The sequence below is a fragment of the Rhizobium sp. BR 315 genome, assembly GCF_050577975.1.
Lineage (GTDB): Bacteria > Pseudomonadota > Alphaproteobacteria > Rhizobiales > Rhizobiaceae > Rhizobium > Rhizobium miluonense.
In genome coordinates this window covers 34,139-56,387 of the sequence record NZ_JARWKZ010000009.1, presented here as the reverse complement: position 1 = coordinate 56,387, position 22,249 = coordinate 34,139, and the positions used below count along the sequence as shown (strand labels likewise).

Genomic DNA, 22,249 nt, shown 5'->3' with positions numbered 1-22,249 from the left:
GATCTCGGAAAATGAGATCGTGGGCGCGATAATATAAGGGTAAGAGCTATACGGCGCTTGCGTCGGCGGTCCAGACCACGTCGAGCTCTTCGCGGAAGGCGAAGCGCTTCAGATGATCGGCGACGACATTTTGCATGCGCTCAAGATCTTCGGACTTCTCGACATTCAACGTCAGGATCAGGTTGGCGGCGTCGGCTGCCAATCCAAGGGATGCCTCCGGGCGGAATGGCACCTTGCCCGCAGTTTCGTTGAATTCCACCTCAAATTTGTGGCTCCAGTGCTTGCAGAGTTGCTGCAAATAGCGGCTGGCATGATCGGTCCTGACCGTAGAAACGGATTTCGCCATGGGATGCTCCAGTGAACTTGATCATAAGCTGCAGGTTTTCATACATAGCCGTATCCGCACGCGCCAGGTAGACAGTCTGTTTCAAGTTTGCGTTATTCCAGTGAAATTCTGTTACGCTATGCTGTGAGCAAGAAGAAACGCGCGCGGAGACGAAAGCTTGCTGTTAAACGGGAAATGGACAGAAGATTGGCAGCCGGTCCAGGCCAAGGATGAGAAGGGCGGCTTCGTTCGCCAGACGTCGAGCTTTCGCAATTGGGTGACGCCCGATGGCCGGGCAGGTTCAACGGGCGAGGGTGGTTTCAAAGCGGAAGCCGGCCGTTATCACCTTTATGTCGCGCTGATCTGCCCCTGGGCGTCTCGTACTCTCATCGGGCGCAAGCTCAAGGGCCTGGAAGAGGCCATTTCCGTTTCCATCGTCGAGCCCGTCCTATCCAAGCAGGGCTGGCGCTTTGGTGATTATCCGGGCGCTACGAATGACGCCGTCAATGGCGTCACCTATATGCACGAGATTTATACGAAGGCCGATCCGGCCTTCACCGGCCGCGCCACCGTCCCGGTGCTCTGGGACAAGCAAACCGGGACGATCGTCAACAACGAGTCATCCGATATCCTGCGGATGCTGAATGATGGCTTCGGCGATCTCGCCCGCAATGACATCGATCTCTATCCGGCGGGCAAACGGGAAGATATCGATCGTTTCAATGCCCGGATCTATCCCGCCCTCAACAACGGTGTCTATCGTGCCGGCTTTGCCACGACTCAGATCGCCTACGAAGAAGCTTTCAACGAGGTATTCAACTGCCTCGATTGGGTGGAGACGGAGCTGGAGGGCAGGGACTTCCTCTTTGCCAATCAGCCCACCGAAAGCGATATCAGGCTGTTCGTCACCCTCGTCCGCTTCGATGTCGCCTATCATGGCCTGTTCAAATGCAATATTCGCCGCCTCTCCGACTATGCCAATCTCCAGTCCTTCTGCCATCGCATGCTTGATTGGCCGGGGATTGCAGAGACAGTCAGCTTCGATCACATCAAGCGCGGTTATTACTCGATAACTTCGCTCAATCCGACCGGTATCGTGCCGCTCGGGCCCGCTCTCGACGAGCTGTTCTGATACTCGACCGTATGCGAAAACCGGTCTAAGGTCCGCCTCGTTCGATAGAGCGGGGAGGACCGTCATGAATTGGGAAGAGTTCCGGCAGTGGTCGGAGAAGGCGGCAAATTGGGGCGTGGATTATCGCGCGTCGCTTCGGGACAGGCCGGTACGGGCGAAGATGGCACCGGGAGAAATATCCGCGCATATCGCTGATTCTCCACCGGAATCCGGCGAAGCCATGGAGGATATCTTCAAAGATTTCGAGGATATTCTTGTTCCCGGGATGACGCATTGGCAGCATCCGCGCTTCTTTGCCTATTTCCCTGCCAATGCGGCGCCGGTCTCGGTAATCGCCGAATATCTGGTCAGCGCCATCGCCGCCCAGTGCATGCTCTGGCAGACATCACCGTCCGCCACCGAATTGGAAACCAAGGTGGTCGATTGGCTGCGCCAAGCCCTCGGCCTGCCGGAGAGCTTCACCGGCGTCATACAGGATTCGGCGTCGACAGCAACACTTGCGGCCGTTCTCGTGATGCGCGAGAGAGCACTGAACTGGCAGGGCAACAGCGGTGGGCTTGCAGCCAACAAGGCTGTGCGCATCTATTCCACCAATCAGGTTCACACCTCGATTGATCGCGCCATCTGGATTGCCGGTGTCGGCGGCGAAAATCTGGTGCGCATTCCCTCGGGTGGTCCCAGCAACGCCATGGACCCGCAGGCGCTTGCCGCCGCGATAGCGCGCGACCGCGCAGCCGGGCTGCTGCCGGCCGGCGTGATTGCCTGCGTTGGCGGCACCAGTGTCGGCGCTTGCGATGACATTGCCGCGGTTGTCGATGTCGCGCATGCAAACGGGCTCTACGTGCATGTGGACGCCGCCTGGGCCGGTTCGGCGATGATCTGCCCGGAATTCCGCGAGCTCTGGCAGGGTGTCGAGCGGGCCGATTCCGTCGTCTTCAACCCGCATAAGTGGCTTGGCGCTCAGTTCGATTGTTCTGTCCAGTTCGTTCGCGAGCCGGACGCGCTTGTGCGGACGCTCGCGATCCAGCCGGAATATCTGCGCACTCATGGCCATGACGGCATCATCAACTATTCGGAATGGTCCGTGCCGCTCGGCCGCCGCTTCCGTGCGCTGAAGCTCTGGTTCCTCCTGCGTTATCACGGGCTGGAAGGACTGCGGACGATGATCCGCAACCATGTCGCCTGGTCGCAGAATCTGGCTAAGCGTCTTGCCGACGAACCAGACTTTGAGATCGTGACGCAACCGTTCCTGTCGCTGTTCTCTTTCGATCACAAGGCACCCGCCGGTGTCGATCAGGAGGAGCATACGCAGCGCCTGATCACGGCGATCAACAATGACGGTCGAATCTACCTGACACAGACCCGCGTCGGCGGTCGGTTCGTCATTCGTTTCCAGGCTGGTCAGTTCGAGGCGACGGCTGATGATATCGATACGGCTTTCGACGTCATCGTCGAAATCGCCAGATCGTTGCCATCGTCCTAGAAAAGCTGTTGTTCCGGTGCCGCAAGGCGGGACGTGTTATGCTCTTCGAAATCGATTGGTGACACTGGTGAATAATTCGTTCATATATGGTAAAGCCAATCTCATCTTTGAAAATGCAGGGAAGGAAAATCCATGAAATTGTTGCGTGTTGGCGAAGTCGGCAGGGAGAAGCCGGCGCTTCTCGATAGCGACGGCAAGATCCGCGATCTCTCCGCCCACGTCGCCGACATCGGCGGCGAGGCCATTTCGCCGGCAGGTCTTGCAAAGATCGCGGCCCTCGATCCCAAGAGCTTGCCCGAACTGGCGGAAAGTCGCCTCGGCGCTTGCGTTGCCGGCACCGGCAAGTTCATCTGCATCGGCCTGAACTTCTCCGACCATGCTGCCGAAACCGGCGCTACGGTGCCGCCGGAGCCGATCATCTTCATGAAGGCAAGTTCCGCCATCGTCGGCCCGAACGACAATGTGCTGATCCCGCGCGGATCGGAAAAGACCGATTGGGAAGTCGAGCTCGGCGTCGTCATCGGCAAAAAAGCGAAATATGTCAGCGAAGCCGATGCGCTTGACTATGTCGCCGGTTACTGCGTTTCCCACGACGTCTCCGAGCGCGCCTTCCAGACCGAGCGTTCGGGACAGTGGACCAAGGGCAAATCCTGCGACACCTTTGGCCCGATCGGCCCCTGGCTCGTCACCAAGGACGAGATCGCCGATCCGCAGAATCTCGGCATGTGGCTCAAGGTCAACGGCAAGACGATGCAGAACGGCTCGACCAAGACCATGGTCTATGGCGTTGCCTACCTGGTCTCCTATCTCAGCCAGTTCATGTCGCTGCATCCGGGCGACGTCATCTCCACCGGCACGCCTCCCGGCGTCGGCATGGGCATGAAGCCGCCGCAGTATTTGAAGCCGGGCGATGTCGTCGAGCTTGGCATGGAAGGCCTCGGCACGCAGCGCCAGACCTTCCTGGCCGACGCATAAGATGTACGGCTCAGGAACTTTAACTTTTTGAGATCAATGTTGATGCCGGAGAAGCGATTCTCCGGCATTTTTTTACAGAAAGAACTGTCCGCGGTTATGTTGCTCTGCAGCAAAAGCTGCTAGGTTGGATAATAAGAGCTTAAAGGATGAGGATCGCGCCCGAGGAGCCGTGATCATCCGTCTGCATGGCGTGACTGGAGGAGCGCTGTAGTGAAAGCACCGACACGCGAGGCGCGTGCATTTCAATGACGAGGTGATTTGCGAGGTTGCGTACCCGCATCACGAAAGGCAAAGCCACCCATGTTTTATCAGTTTTACGAACTCAATCACGCCGCTCTCGCTCCTTTTCGCGCCGCGGCCGACATGATGCGTCTGGCCTATGCCAATCCGCTTAATCCCCTCTCGCACACGGTGTTCGGCCGCACGTTGACGGCAAGCCTCGAGGTTTTCGAGCGCACGACAAGGCGCTACGGCAAGCCGGAATTCGGGCTCAATGAGACGCTGATCGAGGGTAAGCCTGTATCCGTGTATGAGAGGATCGTCTGGAAGAAGCCCTTCTGCAATCTCATCCATTTCGAGCGCAGCCTGCCCGCCGGCCACGGCACGGATCCGCGCATCCTGATCGTCGCGCCGATGTCGGGTCACTATGCCACGCTGCTGCGCGGCACCGTCGAAGCCCTTCTGCCGGGTGCTGATGTCTACATCACCGACTGGATCGATGCCCGCATGGTGCCGATGACCGACGGTACTTTCGATCTGGAAGATTACATCGATTACGTCATCGAGATGCTGCATCACCTCGGGCCGGACACGCATGTCGTCGCCGTGTGTCAGCCGTCGGTGCCGGTTCTGGCGGCCGCTGCCGTCATGGAAGCGGCGGGCGATCGTCTCGCGCCCTCGTCGATGACGCTGATGGGGGGGCCGATCGACACGCGCATCAATCCGACCGCGGTCAACCAGCTCGCCAAGGACAAGCCGCTGGAATGGTTTGCCGACAATGTCGTCATGAACGTGCCTTGGCCGCAGCCGGGCTTCATGCGCCCGGTCTATCCCGGCTTCCTGCAGCTTTCCGGCTTCATGTCGATGAACCTCGACCGCCATATGATCGCCCACAAGGATTTCTTCGTGCATCTCGTCAAGAATGACGGTGAGCCGGCCGAGAAGCACCGCGATTTCTACGACGAATATCTGGCCGTCATGGATCTGACGGCGGAATTCTATTTGCAGACAGTCGATCAGGTGTTCATCAAACACGCGCTGCCCAAGGGCGAGCTTATGCATCGCGGCCAGCGCGTCGATCCCACCGCCATCCGCAACGTCGCGCTTCTGACTGTCGAAGGCGAGAACGACGATATCTCCGGCGTCGGCCAGACGCATGCGGCGCAGACCATCTGCACCAACATTCCCGACCATATGCGCATGCACTATCTGCAGCCGGATGTCGGTCACTACGGCGTCTTCAACGGCTCGCGCTTCCGCCGCGAGATCGCGCCGCGCATTCTGGCCTTCACGCGCGAGCATGCCCGCACCGGCCGACCGGTCGTCAAGCGGGTCATCAAGGGTGGAAAATCAGCCTGATAAGCATGATCCCAAAAAGCGCGAAGCGGTTTTTGGATGAGATCATGCAAAATCAAATGGCGTCCTAGCAGCGCAAAAGATTAGCTTTTGTTGAATTATCCGGGCGGATTCAAACACTTGTCCGATTCCGCTCGGCGATGCCATTGAAGCCTCACGAAGAGGTTACCATCTCGATTCCAGCGGTACCGCAGAGATCGGGCCGTTTACCGCGCCGCGCGTCCTTGGAACGCGCTGAGATGCAGGTAGAGCTTTAAAAACCGCGCAGAAACCTTTCCGTCGATCGGTATCGGTCGGAGGGCGGTGCGCCGTGCGAGGATACCTGACAATGAACCAATCTGCATTGCTTCGCCCGGATTGGACTCCGGCTACTATTGCCCTGATGGTACTAGGCTTCGTGGTCTTCTGGCCCCTCGGCTTCGCCATGCTCGCCTATATTCTCTTCGGGGAACGTTTGCGGGAGTTCAAACGGGATGTGAACGACAAGACCGACGGCATGTTTGCCGGATGCGGTCGCCATCGTAATCGCTATCGCCATTCCTACTCCACCGGCAACGTCGCCTTCGACGACTGGCGCCGGGCAGAGCTTGAGCGCCTCGAGCAGGAACGCCGCAAGCTGGACGAAATGCGCGCCGAGTTCGACGCCTATGCCCGCGAGCTGCGCCGCGCCAAGGACCAGGAGGAGTTCGACCGTTTCATGCGCGAGCGCAACAGCGTCAAGCGCAATGACAATGGCGGCTCGCCGACCGAATTCCAGACGCCGTGATGGGCTGCGAGAGCAACCGCGTCATATAGTCGAAACCGGCATCGGACGATGCCGGTTTTTCTTTGCCAGATATCAGCCCGAATCGTATAAAACTGCCTCCATGTTTCCGCTTCTGTCCAGATCCCGCAGACCTCCAGCCAAGCCACCCGCGCCGGAAACGCGCACCTTGGACATCGCTGGCCGACTGATGCCGTTGACCATTCGCCAGCATGAGCAGGCGACGCGGATCACGCTTAGGATCGAACCTGGCGGACGGGCGCTGAAGATGACCATTCCGCGCGGTCTTGCCGCCCATGAGGTCAATGCCTTCCTGGACCGGCACCAGGGCTGGCTTCTGACCAAACTGGCGAAGTTTACAACAGACAGCAGCCTGCGTGGTGGCAGCGAAATCCTTCTGCGCGGCATGCGCCACCGGATCGAACATACCGGCACCCTGCGTGGTCTGACCGAAGTGGTGACCTTGGACGGGCTGCCAGTGCTGCGCGTCAGCGGCCTGCCGGAACATGCCGGTCGCCGCATTGCGACCTTCCTGAAGAAGGAAGCCCGCGCCGATCTGGAAAAGCTCGTGGCGGCGCACGCCAGGACAATCCGCGCCACCGTCTCTTCCATCACCATGAAGGATACCCGCAGCCGCTGGGGTTCATGCTCTTCACAAGGAAATCTGAGCTTCTCCTGGCGCATCGTCATGGCGCCGCCGCTGGTGATCGATTATCTCGCCGCCCATGAGGTGGCGCACCTAAGAGAAATGAACCACGGCCCGCGCTTCTGGGCGCTCTGCCGCAAGCTCTGCCCCGATATGGACGAGGCCAAGGCCTGGCTGAAGCGCCACGGGAGCCAGCTGCACGCGATCGATTTTGATTGAGCAATTTGAGCCGATGGAAGGCCGTTGAAACTCCATTATTCCATCGCCGTTATCGCCGGTCATTTCCGCAGTTCGGATAGCTGGCGACAGTTTTGAGCCGATTGTGCTCTGCTCCTAAGATAAAGGCTTCCGGCACATTTCGCGTGATGTGGCTCATTCGGGTGCAGCGATGCGAATCCGCCGTGTGCCGATCGGAGCGCCCGTTGCACGATCGATCATGACGGGATCGATCTCCGTTCCGGTCTCGGCGTCGAAGAACCGGGTTACGCCATCTGTATTGCGGTGCTTTCGCCCCCACGCTCCAATCGCGAAAAGCACAGGCAGGAAGTCCCGGCCCGCTGCAGTCAGCACATATTCCTCTCGCGGTGGTCGCTCCGAATATCGCCGCCTCTCCAGCAGTCCATCTTCCGTGAGCGCGGCAAGCCGACGAGTCAGGATCGTAGGAGCGATGCTGAGGCTCTTGCGGAACTCATCGAAACGGGTGAGCCCGGCATGGGCGTCCCGCAGGATCAGCATGCTCCATGCGTCCCCCACCAGCGCGAGGCTGCGGGCGATCAGGCACGGCTGGTCTGAAAGATTTTGCATGTTAGTATCTTTTTGATAGTGACTTAGTTTCGAAACGATAGTAACATAATTTCCATTGGTGTTCCACGACAGAATGAAAGCTGTGACAGATGAGCAAGACAGAACGCGGCGTCGCCCTGGTTACGGGCGCTTCTTCCGGCATTGGGCTGGCGACGGCACAGGCACTGAGCCGCGACGGTTACCGGGTGTTCGGAACCAGCCGGAAACCGATGGCCGACACCTCCGATGGCGTAGTGATGCTGGTCTGCGACGTCACCGACGAAGGATCCGTGCAAAGTGCGGTTGATGATGTTCTGATCCGCGCAGGGCGAGTTGATCTTCTGGTCAACAATGCTGGGATCGGGTTGCTCGGTGGTGCAGAGGAATCTTCCGCCGCGCAGGCAAAGGCTTTGTTTGACGTGAATGTCTTCGGCATCGTGCGTCTGACGAATGCGGTATTGCCTGTGATGAGACGCCAGCGAAAAGGCAGGATCATCAATCTGAGCTCCATTCTTGGACTCATCCCAGCCCCCTTCAATGCCCTCTACGCATCGACCAAGCACGCGATCGAGGGCTATTCGGAATCGCTCGACCATGAGGTGCGAACGCAAGGCATTCGCGTCGTGCTGGTCGAGCCTGGTGTCACCCGCACCTCTTTTGAAGAGAATCTTACGCGCGCGGATCAGCCGCTTACCGTTTACGACACCGTTCGCGCCGATGCGGAAAAGCTGATGCGAGAGATCGTCGAGACGGGAGACGCACCGGAAGTGGTTGCCGCCACGGTCGTCAAAGCGGCCAACGTGACATCGCCGAAAAGACGTTACACGGCAGGAAGGGCGGCAGGCCAGGTCCGCTTCATACGTCGTTTTCTGCCCGAATCATTCGTCGACAAGAATCTTCGCAAATTCAATCGGCTTCCCGCCTGAGCCCCTGATTGTCGCAATCTCAGAAACGAAAGCTAGTTCTCATGAAAGCATTTCTGATCGATCGCTATGCGAAAGGTGGTGCTCTGCGGCTCGGCGAAAGTCCCGCGCCGGACTTGCGGGATAACGACGTGTTGGTAGAGGTTCACGCTGCCAGCGTGAACCTCTTGGATGCCAAGATCAGGGACGGGGAGTTCAAGCTCATCCTGCCGTACCGCCTGCCGCTGATTCTCGGCAACGATGTAGCGGGTGTCGTCGTCCGGGTCGGATCCAAAGTCCGGCACTTCAAGCCGGGGGACGAGGTCTATGCCCGTCCGGGCCAGGATCGCATCGGCGCGTTTGCTGAGTTCATCGCCATGAACGAGGCTGATGTGGCGATGAAGCCTAAAAATCTGACGATGGAAGAGGCGGCATCGCTACCACTCGTCGCCTTGACGGCCTGGCAGGTACTTGTCGAGCGAGGCGGTTTGAAGAAGGGGCAGAAGGTTCTGATCCATGCCGGCTCGGGCGGCGTGGGGACGATTGCCATCCAGCTCGCCAAGTATATCGGTGCGCATGTGGCGACGACGACGAGCACAGCCAATGTCGATCTCGTCAAGAACCTTGGAGCAGATGTTGTCGTCGACTACAAGAAGGACGATTTCGAGAAGGTCTTGAAAGGTTACGACGTTGTGCTGAACAGCCTAGGCAAGGATACGTTGGAGAAATCACTCCGAGTGTTGAAGCCAGGAGGAAAGCTCATCTCGATCTCCGGTCCGCCGGATCCCGAGTTTGCCAGGGAGAATGGTTCAGGCTGGCTGCTTCAGCAGGTCATGCGCCTGCTAAGCTCCGGCATCCGGAGGAAATCAAGGCGTCATGGGGTCGGCTACTCGTTCCTTTTCATGACGGCGAACGGAGAGCAGCTTGGGCAGATCGCGTCTTTGATAGAAGCAGGAGCCCTGCGGCCCGTCGTAGATCGGGTCTTTCCGTTCGAGAATGTCAACGAGGCATTGGTCTACGTGGAAACCGGTCGAGCCAAGGGCAAAGTCGTGATCGCGGTGAAGTAAGGGGTGAGCTGTTGCTTCAGCGGATATTAGGTGCGCTTTAAGCCGAAAAACCTATGCCGCCCGTTGCATTCGGACAATGTAAAAATCCCGCCAACGTCGCCTTTAGGCTCGACTCTTTCGAAATTTCGTGTCACTCCGCTGCCATGAACCCCGATGTCAAAATTTGTGGTCTGAAGACGCCGGAAGCGGTGGATCGTGCTCTTGAGCGCGGCGCCACTCATATCGGCTTTATCTTCTTCGAAAAGAGCCCGCGCTATATCGAGCCCGATCTGGCCGGCCAGCTGGCGGAGCGCGCGCGCGGCAAGGCAAAGATCGTTGCCGTCACGGTCAATCCCAGCAATGACGATCTCGACGAGATCATGGCGCTGGTGAAGCCGGATATGCTGCAGCTTCATGGCAATGAAAGCCCGGAACGCGTGCTGACAATCAAAGCGATCCATAACGTCGCCGTCATGAAGGCCATGTCAGTGCGCGACGCCGACGATCTGAGGCGGGTGGAATCCTATATCGGCATTGCCGACCGCTTCCTGTTCGATGCCAAGCCGCCGGCCGGCTCTGTGCTGCCGGGCGGAAACGGCGTATCCTTCGATTGGAGCCTGATGAGCTGGCTCGACGATCGCGTGGACTACATGCTCTCGGGCGGCGTCAACAAGGATAATGTCGCGCTGGCGCTTGCCTCCACCAAGGCCACCGGCATCGATCTTTCCTCGGCCGTCGAAAGCGCGCCGGGCGTGAAGGATCTAGGCAAGATCGACCAGTTTTTTGACGCTTTTGCAGAAGCATGCCTGCCGGAACCGGCAGCAGGGAGTAGAAAGTGAACCAGACGCCTAAACCCAATTCCTTCCGCGCCGGCCCTGATGAGGACGGTCGTTTCGGCATTTATGGCGGTCGTTTCGTTGCCGAAACGTTGATGCCGCTGATCCTGGACCTTCAGGAGGAATGGAACAAGGCGAAGGATGATCCGGCCTTCCAGGCGGAATTGAAGTCGCTCGGCACGCATTATATCGGCCGCCCGAGCCCGCTTTATTTCGCCGAGCGCCTGACGGCCGAGCTTGGCGGCGCCAAGATTTATTTCAAGCGCGAAGAGCTGAACCACACCGGCTCGCACAAGATCAACAATTGCATCGGCCAGATCCTGCTCGCCAAGCGCATGGGCAAGACCCGCATCATCGCCGAAACCGGCGCCGGCCAGCATGGCGTTGCCTCCGCAACTGTTGCTGCCCGCTTCGGCCTGCCTTGCGTCGTCTACATGGGCGCGACCGATGTCGAGCGCCAGGCGCCGAACGTCTTCCGCATGAAGCTGCTGGGCGCCGAGGTCATTCCGGTGACGGCCGGCAGCGGCACGCTGAAGGACGCCATGAACGAGGCGCTGCGCGACTGGGTCACCAATGTCGACGATACCTATTACCTGATCGGCACGGCTGCCGGCCCGCATCCCTATCCGGAAATGGTCCGCGATTTCCAGGCCGTGATCGGCACCGAAGCCCGCGCGCAGATCCTGGAGGCCGAAGGCCGCCTGCCGGATCTCGTCATCGCGGCCGTCGGCGGCGGTTCGAATGCGATCGGCATCTTCCATCCCTTCCTCGATGACGCAAGCGTCAAGATCGTCGGCGTGGAAGCCGGCGGCAAGGGCCTGCAGGGCGATGAGCATTGCGCTTCCATCACCGCCGGCTCGCCCGGCGTGCTGCATGGCAATCGCACCTATCTGCTGCAGGACGACGACGGGCAGATCAAAGAGGGTCATTCGATCTCGGCTGGCCTCGATTATCCCGGCATCGGCCCGGAGCATTCCTGGCTAAACGATATCGGCCGCGCCGAATATGTTCCGATCATGGACCATGAGGCGCTGGAAGCCTTCCAGACGCTGACGCGCCTCGAGGGCATCATTCCGGCGCTCGAGCCGAGCCATGCGCTCGCCGAAGTGATCAAGCGCGCCCCGAAGATGGGCAAGGACGAGATCATCCTGATGAACCTATCCGGCCGCGGCGACAAGGATATCTTCACCGTCGGCAAGATTCTGGGAATGTGAGTTAGACGCCATGACCGCACGTATGGACAAACGCTTCGCCGCTCTGAAGGCTGAAGGCCGCCCGGCACTCGTCACCTATTTCATGGGTGGCGATCCCGATTACGAGACCTCGCTCGGTATCATGAAGGCGCTGCCGGAAGCCGGCGCCGATGTCATCGAGCTCGGCATGCCTTTCTCCGATCCGATGGCCGATGGCCCGGCGATCCAGCTTGCCGGCCAGCGCGCCTTGAAGGCCGGCCAGACGCTGAAGAAGACGCTGCAGCTCGCCGCCGACTTCCGCAAGACCGACGCCGATACGCCGATCGTGATGATGGGTTACTATAACCCGATCTACATCTACGGCGTGGAAAAGTTCCTCGATGACGCGATTGCCGCCGGCATCGATGGACTGATCGTGGTCGATCTGCCGCCGGAAATGGATGACGAGCTTTGCATTCCTGCCATCCGCAAGGGCATCAACTTCATCCGCCTGGCAACGCCCACCACCGATGACAAGCGCCTGCCGACGGTTCTGAAGAACACGTCCGGTTTTGTCTATTATGTCTCGATGAACGGCATCACCGGTTCGGCCCTGCCGGATCCGTCGCTGGTCTCGGGCGCCGTCAAGCGCATCAAGCAGCATACCGAGCTGCCGGTTTGCGTCGGCTTTGGCGTCAAGACGGCCGAGCACGCCAAGCTGATCGGCGCTTCCGCTGACGGCGTCGTCGTCGGCACCGCCATTGTCAACCAGATCGCCACCAGCCTTACCAAGGATGGCAAGGCGACGGCTGACACCATCCAGGCCGTCGCGACGCTTGTCCGCGGTCTGTCGACGGGAACGCGCTCTGCGCGCCTTGTTGCCGCCGAATAGTTTTCCCATATAGGCCTTTCGGCAATTCCCTGCGGATTGCGGAAAAGGCCGATGGGCATTAGAGCAATCCCGGAAAAGTGCACAGCGGTTTTCCGCCCGGAATTGCGAGAAAACAGAGAGCTGGAATAGTCAGCGTTTCGATGAAAAGCCGAACCGTTCCAGATGACGACGACGAGATCGATGAATTTGGTCGATTAGGAGTTTCGAATTGAACTGGATCACGAATTACGTTCGCCCGCGGATCAACTCCATGCTGGGCCGTCGCGAGGTTCCCGAAAATCTCTGGATCAAGTGCCCGGAGACCGGCGAGATGGTCTTCCACAAGGATCTGGAAGACAACAAGTGGGTCATTCCTGCCTCAGGCTTCCATATGAAGATGCCGGCCAAGGCGCGCCTTGCCGATCTCTTCGACAAGGGTGAATACGAAGCCCTGCCGCAGCCGAAGGTGGCGCAGGACCCGTTGAAGTTCCGCGACTCGAAGAAATACACCGATCGCCTGAAGGACAGCCGCATTAAGACCGAGCAGGAAGACACGATCCTCGCCGGCGTCGGCAAGGTTCGCGGCGTGAAGCTCGTTGCCGTCGTGCACGAATTCAATTTCATGGGCGGTTCGCTCGGCATTGCCGCCGGCGAAGCCATCGTCAAGGCATTCGAGCGCGCGATTTCGGAGAAGTGCCCGCTGGTCATGTTCCCGGCCTCTGGCGGCGCACGCATGCAGGAAGGCATTCTGTCGCTGATGCAGCTGCCGCGCACCACGGTTGCCGTCGACATGCTCAAGGAAGCCGGCCAGCCCTATATCGTTGTGCTGACCAACCCGACGACCGGCGGCGTCACCGCCTCCTACGCCATGCTGGGCGATATCCACCTGGCCGAACCGGGTGCGGAAATCTGCTTTGCCGGCAAGCGCGTCATCGAGCAGACGATCCGCGAGAAGCTGCCGGAAGGCTTCCAGACCTCGGAATACCTGCTAGAGCACGGCATGGTGGATATGGTCATCAAGCGCCATGATATTCCGGACACTCTTGCCACGCTTCTGAAAATCCTGACGAAGGCGCCGGCAAACGATGTGTCCGCCAAGAGCAAGAACGGTGCGGCATTGCCGGTGGCGGCGAGCGCCTGATATCATTGACGGCCGAAAGGCGGAGGTGCGGGATGACGGCTATGGATCAATCCGCAATGAGTGAGGCAGCACGGGAGATCGAGAAGCTTTTGGAGTTGCACCCCAAGGGCTTCGACCTCTCTCTGGAGAGAATAACCCGGCTGCTCGATATCCTCGGCAATCCTCACAAGAAGTTGCCGCCGGTGATCCATGTCGCCGGCACCAACGGCAAGGGATCCGTGACGGCCTTCTGCCGCGCGCTGCTCGAAGCAGGCGGCTACAGTGTCCATGTCCACACCTCGCCGCATCTCGTCAATTGGCATGAGCGTTACAGGATGGGCGTCAAGGGCGGTTGCGGCGCGCTCGTCGACGATGCCGTTTTCGCCGATGTGCTGCGTCGCATCGCGGCCGCCAATGCCGGCCAGAAGATCACTGTCTTCGAAATCCTGACGGCTGCGACCTTCCTTCTTTTCGCCGAACATCCGGCCGATGCCGCAGTTATCGAAGTTGGCCTCGGTGGCCGCTTCGATGCGACCAATGTCATTTCCGATCCTGCCGTTTCGGTCATCATGCCGATTTCGCTCGATCACCAGCCCTATCTCGGCGATCGCGTCGAGCTGATCGCTGCTGAGAAGGCCGGCATCATGAAGGCCGGGCACCCCGTTGTCATCGGTCATCAGGAATATGATGCCGCGCTCGATGTGCTGATATCGACGGCGGAGCGGCTTCGCTGCCCGACTGCCGTTTTCGGCCAGGATTTTTCCGCCCACGAAGAATATGGCAAGCTCGTCTATCAGGATGAGTTCGGCCTTGCCGACCTGCCGCTGCCGCGTCTGCCCGGCCGCCACCAATACGGCAATGCCGCTGCCGCCATCCGGGCCGTCAAGGCCGCCGGCTTCGCCGTCACCGAAGCGATGATGGAAAAGGCGATGACCTCGGTCGAATGGCCGGGGCGCCTGCAGCGGCTGACCGAAGGCAATCTGATGTCGCATGCGCCCGAAGGCGCGGAGATCTGGGTCGATGGTGGCCACAATCCCGGCGCCGGCGAAGTCATCGCCGAGGCCATGGCCAGTTTCGAAGAGCGCCAGCCGCGGCCGCTCTTCCTGATCATTGGCATGATCAATACCAAGGATCCCGTCGGTTATTTCAAGGCTTTCGTCGGTCTCGCGGAGAAAGTCTATTGCGTGCCGATCCGCGCCAGCGATGCCATGATCGATCCGGTCATTCTGGCGAATGCCGCCTATGACGCCGGTCTGGTGGCGGAGCCGATGTCGACTGTCGGCGACGCGCTGGATGCGATCAAGGCCCTTGCGGCGCCGACCTCGCTACCCCCACGCATCCTGATCGGCGGCTCCCTCTACCTGGTCGGTGATGTGCTTGCCGATAACGGCACGCCGCCGCGATAATCAGATCGAGATCAACAAAAAGCCCGGTCGAGCCGGGCTTTTTTAATTCATGCGATCGATACCGAGATCAGGCTGCGCTGGAGATCCAGTTCTGCAGGGCCGTCTTGGGAGCGGCGCCGACCTTGATGTCAGCGACTTCGCCGGCCTTGAACATGGCAAGCGTCGGGATCGAGCGAACGCCGAACTGGGCAGCCAGTTCCGGATTCTCGTCGATGTTGAGCTTGGCAACCTTGACCTTGCCTTCGAACTGCACGGCGAGCTCTTCAAGAGCCGGGGCGATCATCTTGCACGGACCGCACCATTCGGCCCAGAAATCAACGACGACAGGTTCTGCAGACTGCAGCACTTCGGTGGCGAAATTGGAGGTATCGACTTTAACGGTAGCCATAGGCTGCTCCTTACCAGGATTTGCGGTTGCTAGATATGTGATGGTGCGGTGCCAAAATTTCAATATTTGGTATTTCACTTTGTCTCGAGGTCCGCAAGCGCCAATGCAAGTGCCCTATCGGACAGCGTGTAGATCGAGGCATTCTCGGTATAGACCAGCATGCAGTCGATACGCTTTCCCGGGTAAAGCGGCGAAAGGATTTCGCGATAGATGGCAAGCTGTGCTCTGTGCGCGAAAGGAATGGTGCTTTCCTCGCCGGGCGGTACACGATTGGTCTTGTAGTCGAGAATGACGACACGGTCGTCGAGCACCGCGAGCCGATCGATGCGGCCCGAGACGGCGTAGGATTGGCGGCCGAGCTTCAGCGTTCCCATGATCGAGACTTCGGCCTGCGCATGGGTGCTGAAGGTGCCCTGCAAGTCCGGATGCGACAGCAGCGCCATGACCGAATTGACCAGCGCGTCCCGCTCCGCCTGCGGCCAGAAGCGCGCAGCCCGTTCGGCATAGCGCCGTGCCGCATCGGCCCGGTCCTCAGGCGCGATGTCGGGTAAAGTCTGCAGCATGCGGTGGATGAAGCGGCCTTTCTGCAGGGCGCGGTCGGACTTGGCCTTTTCGCCGAAGAGCGCCGACGTGACGAGCAGATTGTCGGCTTCCTCGTCGATAACGGTGCCGACGCCGGAGGGGCTCAGCGGTCGCGGCAGGTTTCTTTGCGGCGGCAATGGCTGGTTGAGACCCGCCGGCAGGCCTACGCGTTCCGAACGTTTCTCACGCTCTCTCACGGTTTCGAATTCGAGCTGGACCTGGGCGACGCGCCAGCTTAAGCCCTCCCAGTCGCCATCGGGACCGGTGAAGGTTCTTTGCGTGCAGTGCTGCTCATCCTCACGCAACGCAGCGGAAATCATGGCATGCCAGGTGTCGGCATTTTCACGGATGCCGCGATAGCCGCAAATGATCAGCCGATCGGCGGCGCGGGTCATGCCGACATAGAGCAGGCGGCGATATTCTTCCTCCGCCAGCGCCTGCAGCCTTGCCGTATCGGCCTGCGTCAGCGAATTGGCAAGCGCCGAGACCGGAACCCAGACCGGCAGCGGGATCTGGTCGCGGCCGGTCTCGACCAGCCGCATCTTCGGCAGATGCGTGTGGGTAAAGGCCTTGCCGCCGCCATCGACGAGGAAGACGATCGGCGCCTCCAGCCCCTTCGAGGCGTGCACGGTCATGATCCGCACTTCGTTGCGGCCTTTGTCCTGCTCGCGCTTGACCGTCGGCGCTTCGAGTTCGAGCGTCGAGATGAAGGATTGCAGGCCCGGCAAGCCGCTGGTCTCGTGGTCGAGCGCGAAGGTCAGAAACTCGTCGAGGATGTCGCTGACCTCGGTGCCGAGACGCGCCAGAAACTGCCGCCGGCCGCCAAAGCTGCCGAGCACGCGGGCATAGAAATCATGCACGGCCAGGCTCTTCGACAGAGCAAGAAAGGTCTTCAGCCGATCGGCCGCCAACTGGAAGCGATCATGGCCATCCTCGGCGAATCTCAGCAGATGGTTCCACACGCTCTGGCCGTCATCGCGATAGGCCGCGACCGCGAAGACGTCTTCTTCGCTGAGGTCGAACAGCGGGCTTTTCAGCAGGGCGCAAAGAGAAAGATCGTCTTCCGGCAGCAGCAGGAAGCGGCCGAGTGCAAGGAGATCCTGAATGGCGATATGGCTTGTCAGAACCAGACGATCGGCACCGGCGACGGGGATATTGCCGCGCCGCTTCAGCGCGCGGGTGAGTGCATTGACGAAGCTGTCGCGCTTGCGCACCAGCACGAGAATGTCGCCGGCCTCGATGAAGCGAGCCTTGCCTTTCTCGATGATCGTTTCCCGTCCGACAAGATTGCCGATCGTCTGTGCCATCCGCCGGGCCAGGATGGCAGGCGGCGCGCTTTCCGGTGTCAAATCGAAGGGCGCCGTCCAGTCTTCCTCCTTGGCGGCCGGCTCCGGCGCGATCATCTCCCAAAGGTCGACGGCGCCGGGATGGCCGATGCGGCTGGAGCGATGCACCACCGGCTCGTTGACGGCGCTGAGACCTCTCGCATTGTCCGGGCTGGTGAAGACATGATCGACGGCACCAAGCACATCGGCCGTCGAGCGGAAGGACAGCGGCAGGCGGATCGACGAGAATTGCTGGCCGCTGGCGCCCACCCGCCGACGGGTACGGTCGCTTTCCTCGGAAAAGCGTTCCGGCCGGGCGCCCTGGAACGAATAGATCGATTGCTTCTCGTCGCCGACGGCAAAGATCGTCCGCAGCGTCGGCCGCGCACTTTCGCCGGAGAAGAAGTCTTCCGCAAGAGACTGGATGACGCTCCACTGGATCGGGCTGGTGTCCTGCGCCTCGTCCACCAGAATGTGATCGATGCCCTGGTCCAGCTTGTAGTGAATCCAGGGTCCGACATCTTTCTTGGTCAGAAGATCCGCCGTGCGGGTGATAAGGTCTTCGAAATCGAGCTGGCTGCGCCGCTTCTTCAGCTCTTCATAATCCCGGTTTAGCCGATCGGCGAGGATGAGGGCCGCGCGTGTGGCACGATACATCCGCATCAGCTTCAGCCGGTCGCGGCAGGCAACGACATGGGCGCGCGCTTCAGCGACGGCCTCAGTAACGGCGGGGGCATCTGCCAGCATCGCTTTGACGAAAAACTGGCTGTCCGATTTCGGCTCGCCCTTGGCGGTCAGCATGACCTTTTCGAGAAAGTCGGCGCGAACGAGCGGATCCGCCTCGCGCTTGGCAAGCCGCAGCGCATAGGCGACCTCCTGGGCCTTGGCACCGCCTTTCTGATCGGCAAGCGTCAGATAAAGCTCGAGCGTTGCGCCGGAGAGGCCGGGAAGCGGCCAATATTGCTCCGCAATGCCGTTTTCTGTGTCGCCTGCGGAGAGGCCGAGCCGCGCCAGCAAAGCCGTCTCAAAACCGCCCTGCCGCTCCGCGGCCTCGGTGAAGCGACGGATGGCGTTGCGATTGGCGACGATATCGCCGAGCAGCGTTTCCAGGCCCGATTCGTCGCCGAGATCGAGCACATAGGCGAAAGCGTCTGCCAATTCGGCATCGCCATGTGACGTTGCGGAGGCCAGCAGCGCGCGCCGCGCATTGTCGAGCAAGGTGGCTGCCGCGCGATCGTCGAGAACGGAGAAGTGGCCGGCGACGTTGGCCTCAAGCGGGAATTGATGCAGTAGGGCCTCGCAAAAGGCATGGATCGTCTGGATCTTCAGACCGCCAGGCGTCTCCAGCGCCTTGGCGAACAGTCGACGGGCCTCGGCAAGCTTGAAGAGATCGGGCTCCTTGCCCTCGATATCGGCAATGCGCTTTTTCAGCTCCTCGTCTGGCATCGTTGCCCAGGCGGCCAGCCGGTCGAAGACGCGGTTCGACATTTCGGAAGCTGCCGCTTTGGTATAGGTCAGGCAGAGAATGGCCGAAGGGCGCGCACCAGCGAGAAGCAGGCGGATGACGCGCTGCGTCAGCACATGCGTCTTGCCTGAGCCGGCATTGGCCGAAACCCAGGCGGAGCGTTCGGGATCCGAGGCGATGGATTGTTGGATCGTCGTCCAGCTGATCCAGACGCCGGGATCGTCGCTTTCGGGCAGAGTGCCGATGTTGTCGGCGGGAAACTCACTCATCGCCGCCCTCCTGCTCGGTCTCCGCCGTCGACCATTCGGAAACACGGGCGAGGTGATCGTAGTCACCGCCATATTCGAACTGTTGGGCCGGGATCAGCCGCGAGGAGAAGCCCTTCTCGCCCGACTGCAGCAGCGAGACGAATTTCACGAGCTGGTCCATCGATTCCTGCGCCAGATCCATAGCCGACTTCGTTTCCGTCTTGCCGCCGCGGCTGGAGTGCTCGTTGTTGACCTGATCGACCTTGAAGCGGTCTCCGGGCCGCAGCCGGACATAAAGCAGGTTTTCGGGCAGCAGCACGCCGATATTGCGGAAGGCGCCCGCTTTCAGCGCATAGGCTTCCAAAGCAAGCTGCGGGTCGAGCAGCGCGCGAGCCTGTGGCGGAGAGGGATTGTAGCCGGTCTTGTAGTCGATGAGATCGGCGGCCTTGTCGCTCTTGATGTCGATGCGGTCGGCAACGCCAGTCAGCCGGATGCCGATTGGTTCGATTTCGACGCCGGCTGGTACCTCTGTCGCCGTCTTGCGCACCTCTGGTCGCCGTTCCGCTTCCCAGCCAAGGAAGGCGCGCGCCACTTCGCGGAAACGAGGCCGCCAGACGCTGTCGATGTGAACGGGTAGCCGTTCGGCATCGAAGAGTTCGGCGATGATGCGATCCATAGCCAGCGCCGCATCCGGCGTGCCGGCTATATGCCCCTCGCGAACGAAACGATCGATAATCATGTGGTAGAGCGTGCCGCGCTCAGCCGGGCCGGGATCGCGGTTGAACGGATCGACCGGATCGAGCCGCAGCACGCGCCGGGCATAGATGGCATAGGGATCGCGGCGCAGCCGCCCCACTTCGCTGAAGGAATAGCTTCTCGGCTGCAATTCCACAGGCGGCTTCGGTGCCGGACGCAGCGCAGGAGCCTGGTTTTCGCCCTCGTCGATCATGGCGGCCCAATGGCGATACTGGTCGCCGCGGGCCTTCATAGCGTCCTCCAGTTCCTTGCCGCCAAGCGCGATCAGCCGCTGCAGCCAGCGCGACGCGACCGTCGGGGTCGAGCCCTGACGCAGCGCGCGGGAGTAGATCAGATCGCGCGTGCCGTTCGCCATTTCGAAATCGTGGGCGAGCTGGCCGATGCGGCGCTCCGGCGGCTCCAGGCCGATCTCCGTCTTCATGCTGCGGGAAATGAAGGGATTGTTTGCCGTCTGCCCTGGCCAGGAACCCTCGTTCAAGCCGCCGAGGATCAGCGTATCGACGCTCTGCAGGCGTGCTTCCAGCGTACCAAAGATGAAGAGGCGCGGATGGCTGAGCGCCTGCGGCTTCACCGCCTGTCCCACGCAGAGCGCGGTCATGATGTCGATCCATTGCGGTCCGTCGGCTTCGAGCTGGCCTTCAGTGTCGATGACGTCCTTCAACAGGCTGGCGAGCGTATCGCCGGCTTCCCCGGACCAAAGTGCTGCCAGATTGCCGCGTTCGTCGGCGGCCACTGCCTCCAATGCCCGGCCCGTACACTCCGCCCATTCCGAGAGGGTCGGCAGACCCTCCACCGCCTGCAGGGAGAGCGCGGATACAAGCGGCTCGCATGCGGCAGTCACTCGCTGCGCCAGCTCGCGCGCCTGTTCAATGGCCTCAGGCGGCAGTGCTTTGCGCCATTGCGGTGCATGACGGTCACTGGCCTGCTCAGCCACCCGGCCATCAAGCAGGGTCTCCAGCGTGCTGATATCGACATTGGCGACACCGCCTCGAAGCGCCAGGATTTCCAGCGCATCGACGCGGAGACTGTGCGCTTCCGGCGACAGGCCGAAGCGGGCGAGGGGATGCTTGAGCAGCGCGACGACGGCGACGGGATCGCCAGGGCGAAGCGTGGCTTCGAGAATCAGTTGCAGCAGCGTGCCTTGCGGCGTGGCGTTCAGTGGCGTGCCGGCGGAATCATCGGCGGTGATGCCGAAGCGGGCAAGCTCGGCCGTGACCCGTCTGGCAAGATTGCGGTCCGGGGTGATCAAGGCTGCCTGGCTCTCGCCACCGTTGCGCCCGGGCTTGTCCAGTGCCAGCCGCAATGCGATGGCGATTGCCGTCGCTTCCTCGCGCTCGTTCGATGCCTCGATCAGAGATACGTCGGCAAAAGCGTCAGCAATCGCGTCGGCGGCAAGTGTCTTGCGCCAGCTATCCCAGCCGCTCGTCGCTTTTGCCGGCGCCAGTGCGCGTGACAGGATTTCCGCGCGCATCTGCATGGTTTCGGACGCCTCGGCGGCGGCTTCGACATCGCGTCGGGTGACGTGCAAGCGCTTGAGTAGCAACGACAGGCCATATTGGGAGTGGCTGCGCGTGGTGGGGTCGGATCGTTCGCCGGCAGCCGTTTCCGCCGCCACGAGCTGCCAGTCTTCTTCCGGCATCGAAAGATCGAGGCCGGGCAGCACGATCACTCCTTGCGGCAGTGAAGCGACCGCAGCGATCAGTTCCGCGGTCGCTGGCACAGAGCCGGTAGAGCCTGCAATGATGACAGGTCCGGCATGCCGCATGGTGGCGATTCGCTGCACTTCGGCGCGAAGAACGGCATTGCGATTGCGGGCAGGGGAAGATTTGCCAAGCTCTTCGAGACGCGCCGGCCAGAAGGCGCTGGCGATCCGCAGGAATTCAGCCGTCAGTTGCCACCAGAGCGCATGTTCTTCGGCGCTGAGATTGGCAAGCTCGCTCCATTCGCGATCCTCGGTCTCCAGCGAATCGATGAGTTCGGCGAGATTGCGTGCCAGCCAAATGGCGTCCGCCGGGCTTGCCGGGGCGACGAGCGGCGAATCGGAATGAATGTCGCGCACGATCTGCGGCAGCTTGTTACGCCAGGCAAGGATCAGCCGCGCCAGCTCCAGCAGCCGCGCCGTGTTGGCAAGCGGCTGCGCCAGATCGGCTGTTTCAGGCAGGGCTTCCTCGAAATAACCGCTGTCGTCATCGGTTTCGCCGAGCGGGCGAATGACGGGCAGGATGGCGGAACGGCCGCCGAGCAGATCGACGAATTCCGAGCGCAGCACGCGCGCCGCGCGCCGCGTCGGCAGGAAGATGCTGACCTTGGCAAGCGACAGCGGGTCGCTCGGATCATGGCGGAAATGTTCGGTCAGCCGGCCATCGCAGAGAGCTGACGCGAGGGTCTTCAGGAAGGGCAGGCCCGCAGGGATCGTCAGGATGCGTTGCCGGTGTCCGCCCGCCATAGGT

The 22,249-nt window shown here is 60.8% G+C and carries 18 protein-coding genes; 13 read left to right on the top strand and 5 right to left on the bottom strand.

Annotated elements, in window-relative coordinates; all coding sequences use genetic code 11:
* Positions 1–46 precede the first annotated feature (46 nt).
* Entirely contained in the window at positions 47–346 is a 300-nt protein-coding gene (locus tag QD409_RS12200; RefSeq protein WP_430762815.1) for a DUF2218 domain-containing protein, read from the bottom strand.
* A gap of 157 nt (positions 347–503) precedes the next feature.
* Between QD409_RS12200 and QD409_RS12195 the strand changes: the two genes are divergently transcribed.
* The 6 genes from QD409_RS12195 to QD409_RS12170 all read left to right on the top strand — a co-directional run bounded on the left by QD409_RS12195 (position 504) and on the right by QD409_RS12170 (position 7,118).
* A complete protein-coding gene (locus QD409_RS12195) occupies positions 504–1,457 on the top strand; it encodes a glutathione S-transferase family protein (protein ID WP_430762814.1) in 954 nt (317 codons plus the stop codon).
* 64 nt (positions 1,458–1,521) lie between these two features.
* Complete coding sequence (locus QD409_RS12190; protein WP_430762813.1) at positions 1,522–2,940, top strand: pyridoxal phosphate-dependent decarboxylase family protein; 1,419 nt, start codon at positions 1,522–1,524, stop codon at positions 2,938–2,940.
* A gap of 132 nt (positions 2,941–3,072) precedes the next feature.
* Complete coding sequence (locus QD409_RS12185; RefSeq protein ID WP_092846510.1) at positions 3,073–3,915, top strand: fumarylacetoacetate hydrolase family protein; 843 nt, start codon at positions 3,073–3,075, stop codon at positions 3,913–3,915.
* 300 nt (positions 3,916–4,215) lie between these two features.
* The gene (gene phaZ / locus QD409_RS12180) at positions 4,216–5,493 is read left to right on the top strand and encodes a polyhydroxyalkanoate depolymerase (RefSeq protein WP_430762812.1); all 1,278 of its coding nucleotides are present in this window, start codon (positions 4,216–4,218) and stop codon (positions 5,491–5,493) included.
* A 325-nt stretch (positions 5,494–5,818) separates the two neighbouring features.
* Positions 5,819–6,256 carry a DUF2852 domain-containing protein gene (locus tag QD409_RS12175; protein ID WP_092846514.1) on the top strand — a complete coding sequence of 146 codons (438 nt, stop codon included), beginning with the start codon at positions 5,819–5,821 and terminating at the stop codon, positions 6,254–6,256.
* 100 nt (positions 6,257–6,356) lie between these two features.
* A complete protein-coding gene (locus QD409_RS12170) occupies positions 6,357–7,118 on the top strand; it encodes a M48 family metallopeptidase (protein ID WP_092846516.1) in 762 nt (253 codons plus the stop codon).
* Positions 7,119–7,271: 153 nt separating this feature from the next.
* Here QD409_RS12170 and QD409_RS12165 read toward each other — a convergent pair whose 3' ends face one another.
* Positions 7,272–7,703: a winged helix-turn-helix transcriptional regulator gene (locus QD409_RS12165; RefSeq protein WP_092846518.1), complete on the bottom strand. Its 432-nt coding sequence runs from the start codon at positions 7,701–7,703 to the stop codon at positions 7,272–7,274.
* 89 nt (positions 7,704–7,792) lie between these two features.
* Between QD409_RS12165 and QD409_RS12160 the strand changes: the two genes are divergently transcribed.
* From QD409_RS12160 to QD409_RS12130, 7 genes are all read left to right on the top strand, one after another.
* The gene (locus QD409_RS12160; protein ID WP_092846520.1) at positions 7,793–8,608 is read left to right on the top strand and encodes an oxidoreductase; all 816 of its coding nucleotides are present in this window, start codon (positions 7,793–7,795) and stop codon (positions 8,606–8,608) included.
* Positions 8,609–8,649: 41 nt separating this feature from the next.
* Positions 8,650–9,651 (top strand): NADP-dependent oxidoreductase, encoded by a 1,002-nt coding sequence (locus QD409_RS12155; protein ID WP_092846522.1) that lies wholly within the window; start codon positions 8,650–8,652, stop codon positions 9,649–9,651.
* Positions 9,652–9,794: 143 nt separating this feature from the next.
* Positions 9,795–10,469 carry a phosphoribosylanthranilate isomerase gene (locus QD409_RS12150; RefSeq protein ID WP_430762811.1) on the top strand — a complete coding sequence of 225 codons (675 nt, stop codon included), beginning with the start codon at positions 9,795–9,797 and terminating at the stop codon, positions 10,467–10,469.
* A complete protein-coding gene (gene trpB / locus QD409_RS12145; RefSeq protein ID WP_430762810.1) occupies positions 10,466–11,680 on the top strand; it encodes a tryptophan synthase subunit beta in 1,215 nt (404 codons plus the stop codon). The genes QD409_RS12150 and trpB overlap by 4 nt, the downstream gene beginning before the upstream one ends.
* Before the next feature lie 10 nt (positions 11,681–11,690).
* Positions 11,691–12,530 carry a tryptophan synthase subunit alpha gene (trpA, locus tag QD409_RS12140; RefSeq protein WP_430762809.1) on the top strand — a complete coding sequence of 280 codons (840 nt, stop codon included), beginning with the start codon at positions 11,691–11,693 and terminating at the stop codon, positions 12,528–12,530.
* A gap of 208 nt (positions 12,531–12,738) precedes the next feature.
* Complete coding sequence (gene accD, locus QD409_RS12135; RefSeq protein WP_430762808.1) at positions 12,739–13,650, top strand: acetyl-CoA carboxylase, carboxyltransferase subunit beta; 912 nt, start codon at positions 12,739–12,741, stop codon at positions 13,648–13,650.
* 32 nt (positions 13,651–13,682) lie between these two features.
* Positions 13,683–15,035, top strand: coding sequence for a bifunctional folylpolyglutamate synthase/dihydrofolate synthase (locus QD409_RS12130; RefSeq protein ID WP_430762807.1), 1,353 nt, complete (start codon positions 13,683–13,685; stop codon positions 15,033–15,035).
* 67 nt (positions 15,036–15,102) lie between these two features.
* On the opposite strand, the gene trxA is transcribed toward QD409_RS12130, so the two are convergent.
* The 3 genes from trxA to addB form a co-directional block, all read right to left on the bottom strand.
* Positions 15,103–15,423, bottom strand: a complete 321-nt coding sequence (trxA, locus tag QD409_RS12125; protein ID WP_015338194.1) for a thioredoxin — start codon at positions 15,421–15,423, stop codon at positions 15,103–15,105.
* A gap of 74 nt (positions 15,424–15,497) precedes the next feature.
* Positions 15,498–19,064 (bottom strand): double-strand break repair helicase AddA, encoded by a 3,567-nt coding sequence (gene addA / locus QD409_RS12120; protein WP_430762806.1) that lies wholly within the window; start codon positions 19,062–19,064, stop codon positions 15,498–15,500.
* The gene (gene addB, locus QD409_RS12115) at positions 19,057–22,245 is read right to left on the bottom strand and encodes a double-strand break repair protein AddB (RefSeq protein WP_430762805.1); all 3,189 of its coding nucleotides are present in this window, start codon (positions 22,243–22,245) and stop codon (positions 19,057–19,059) included. The genes addA and addB overlap by 8 nt, the downstream gene beginning before the upstream one ends.
* Positions 22,246–22,249 lie beyond the last annotated feature (4 nt).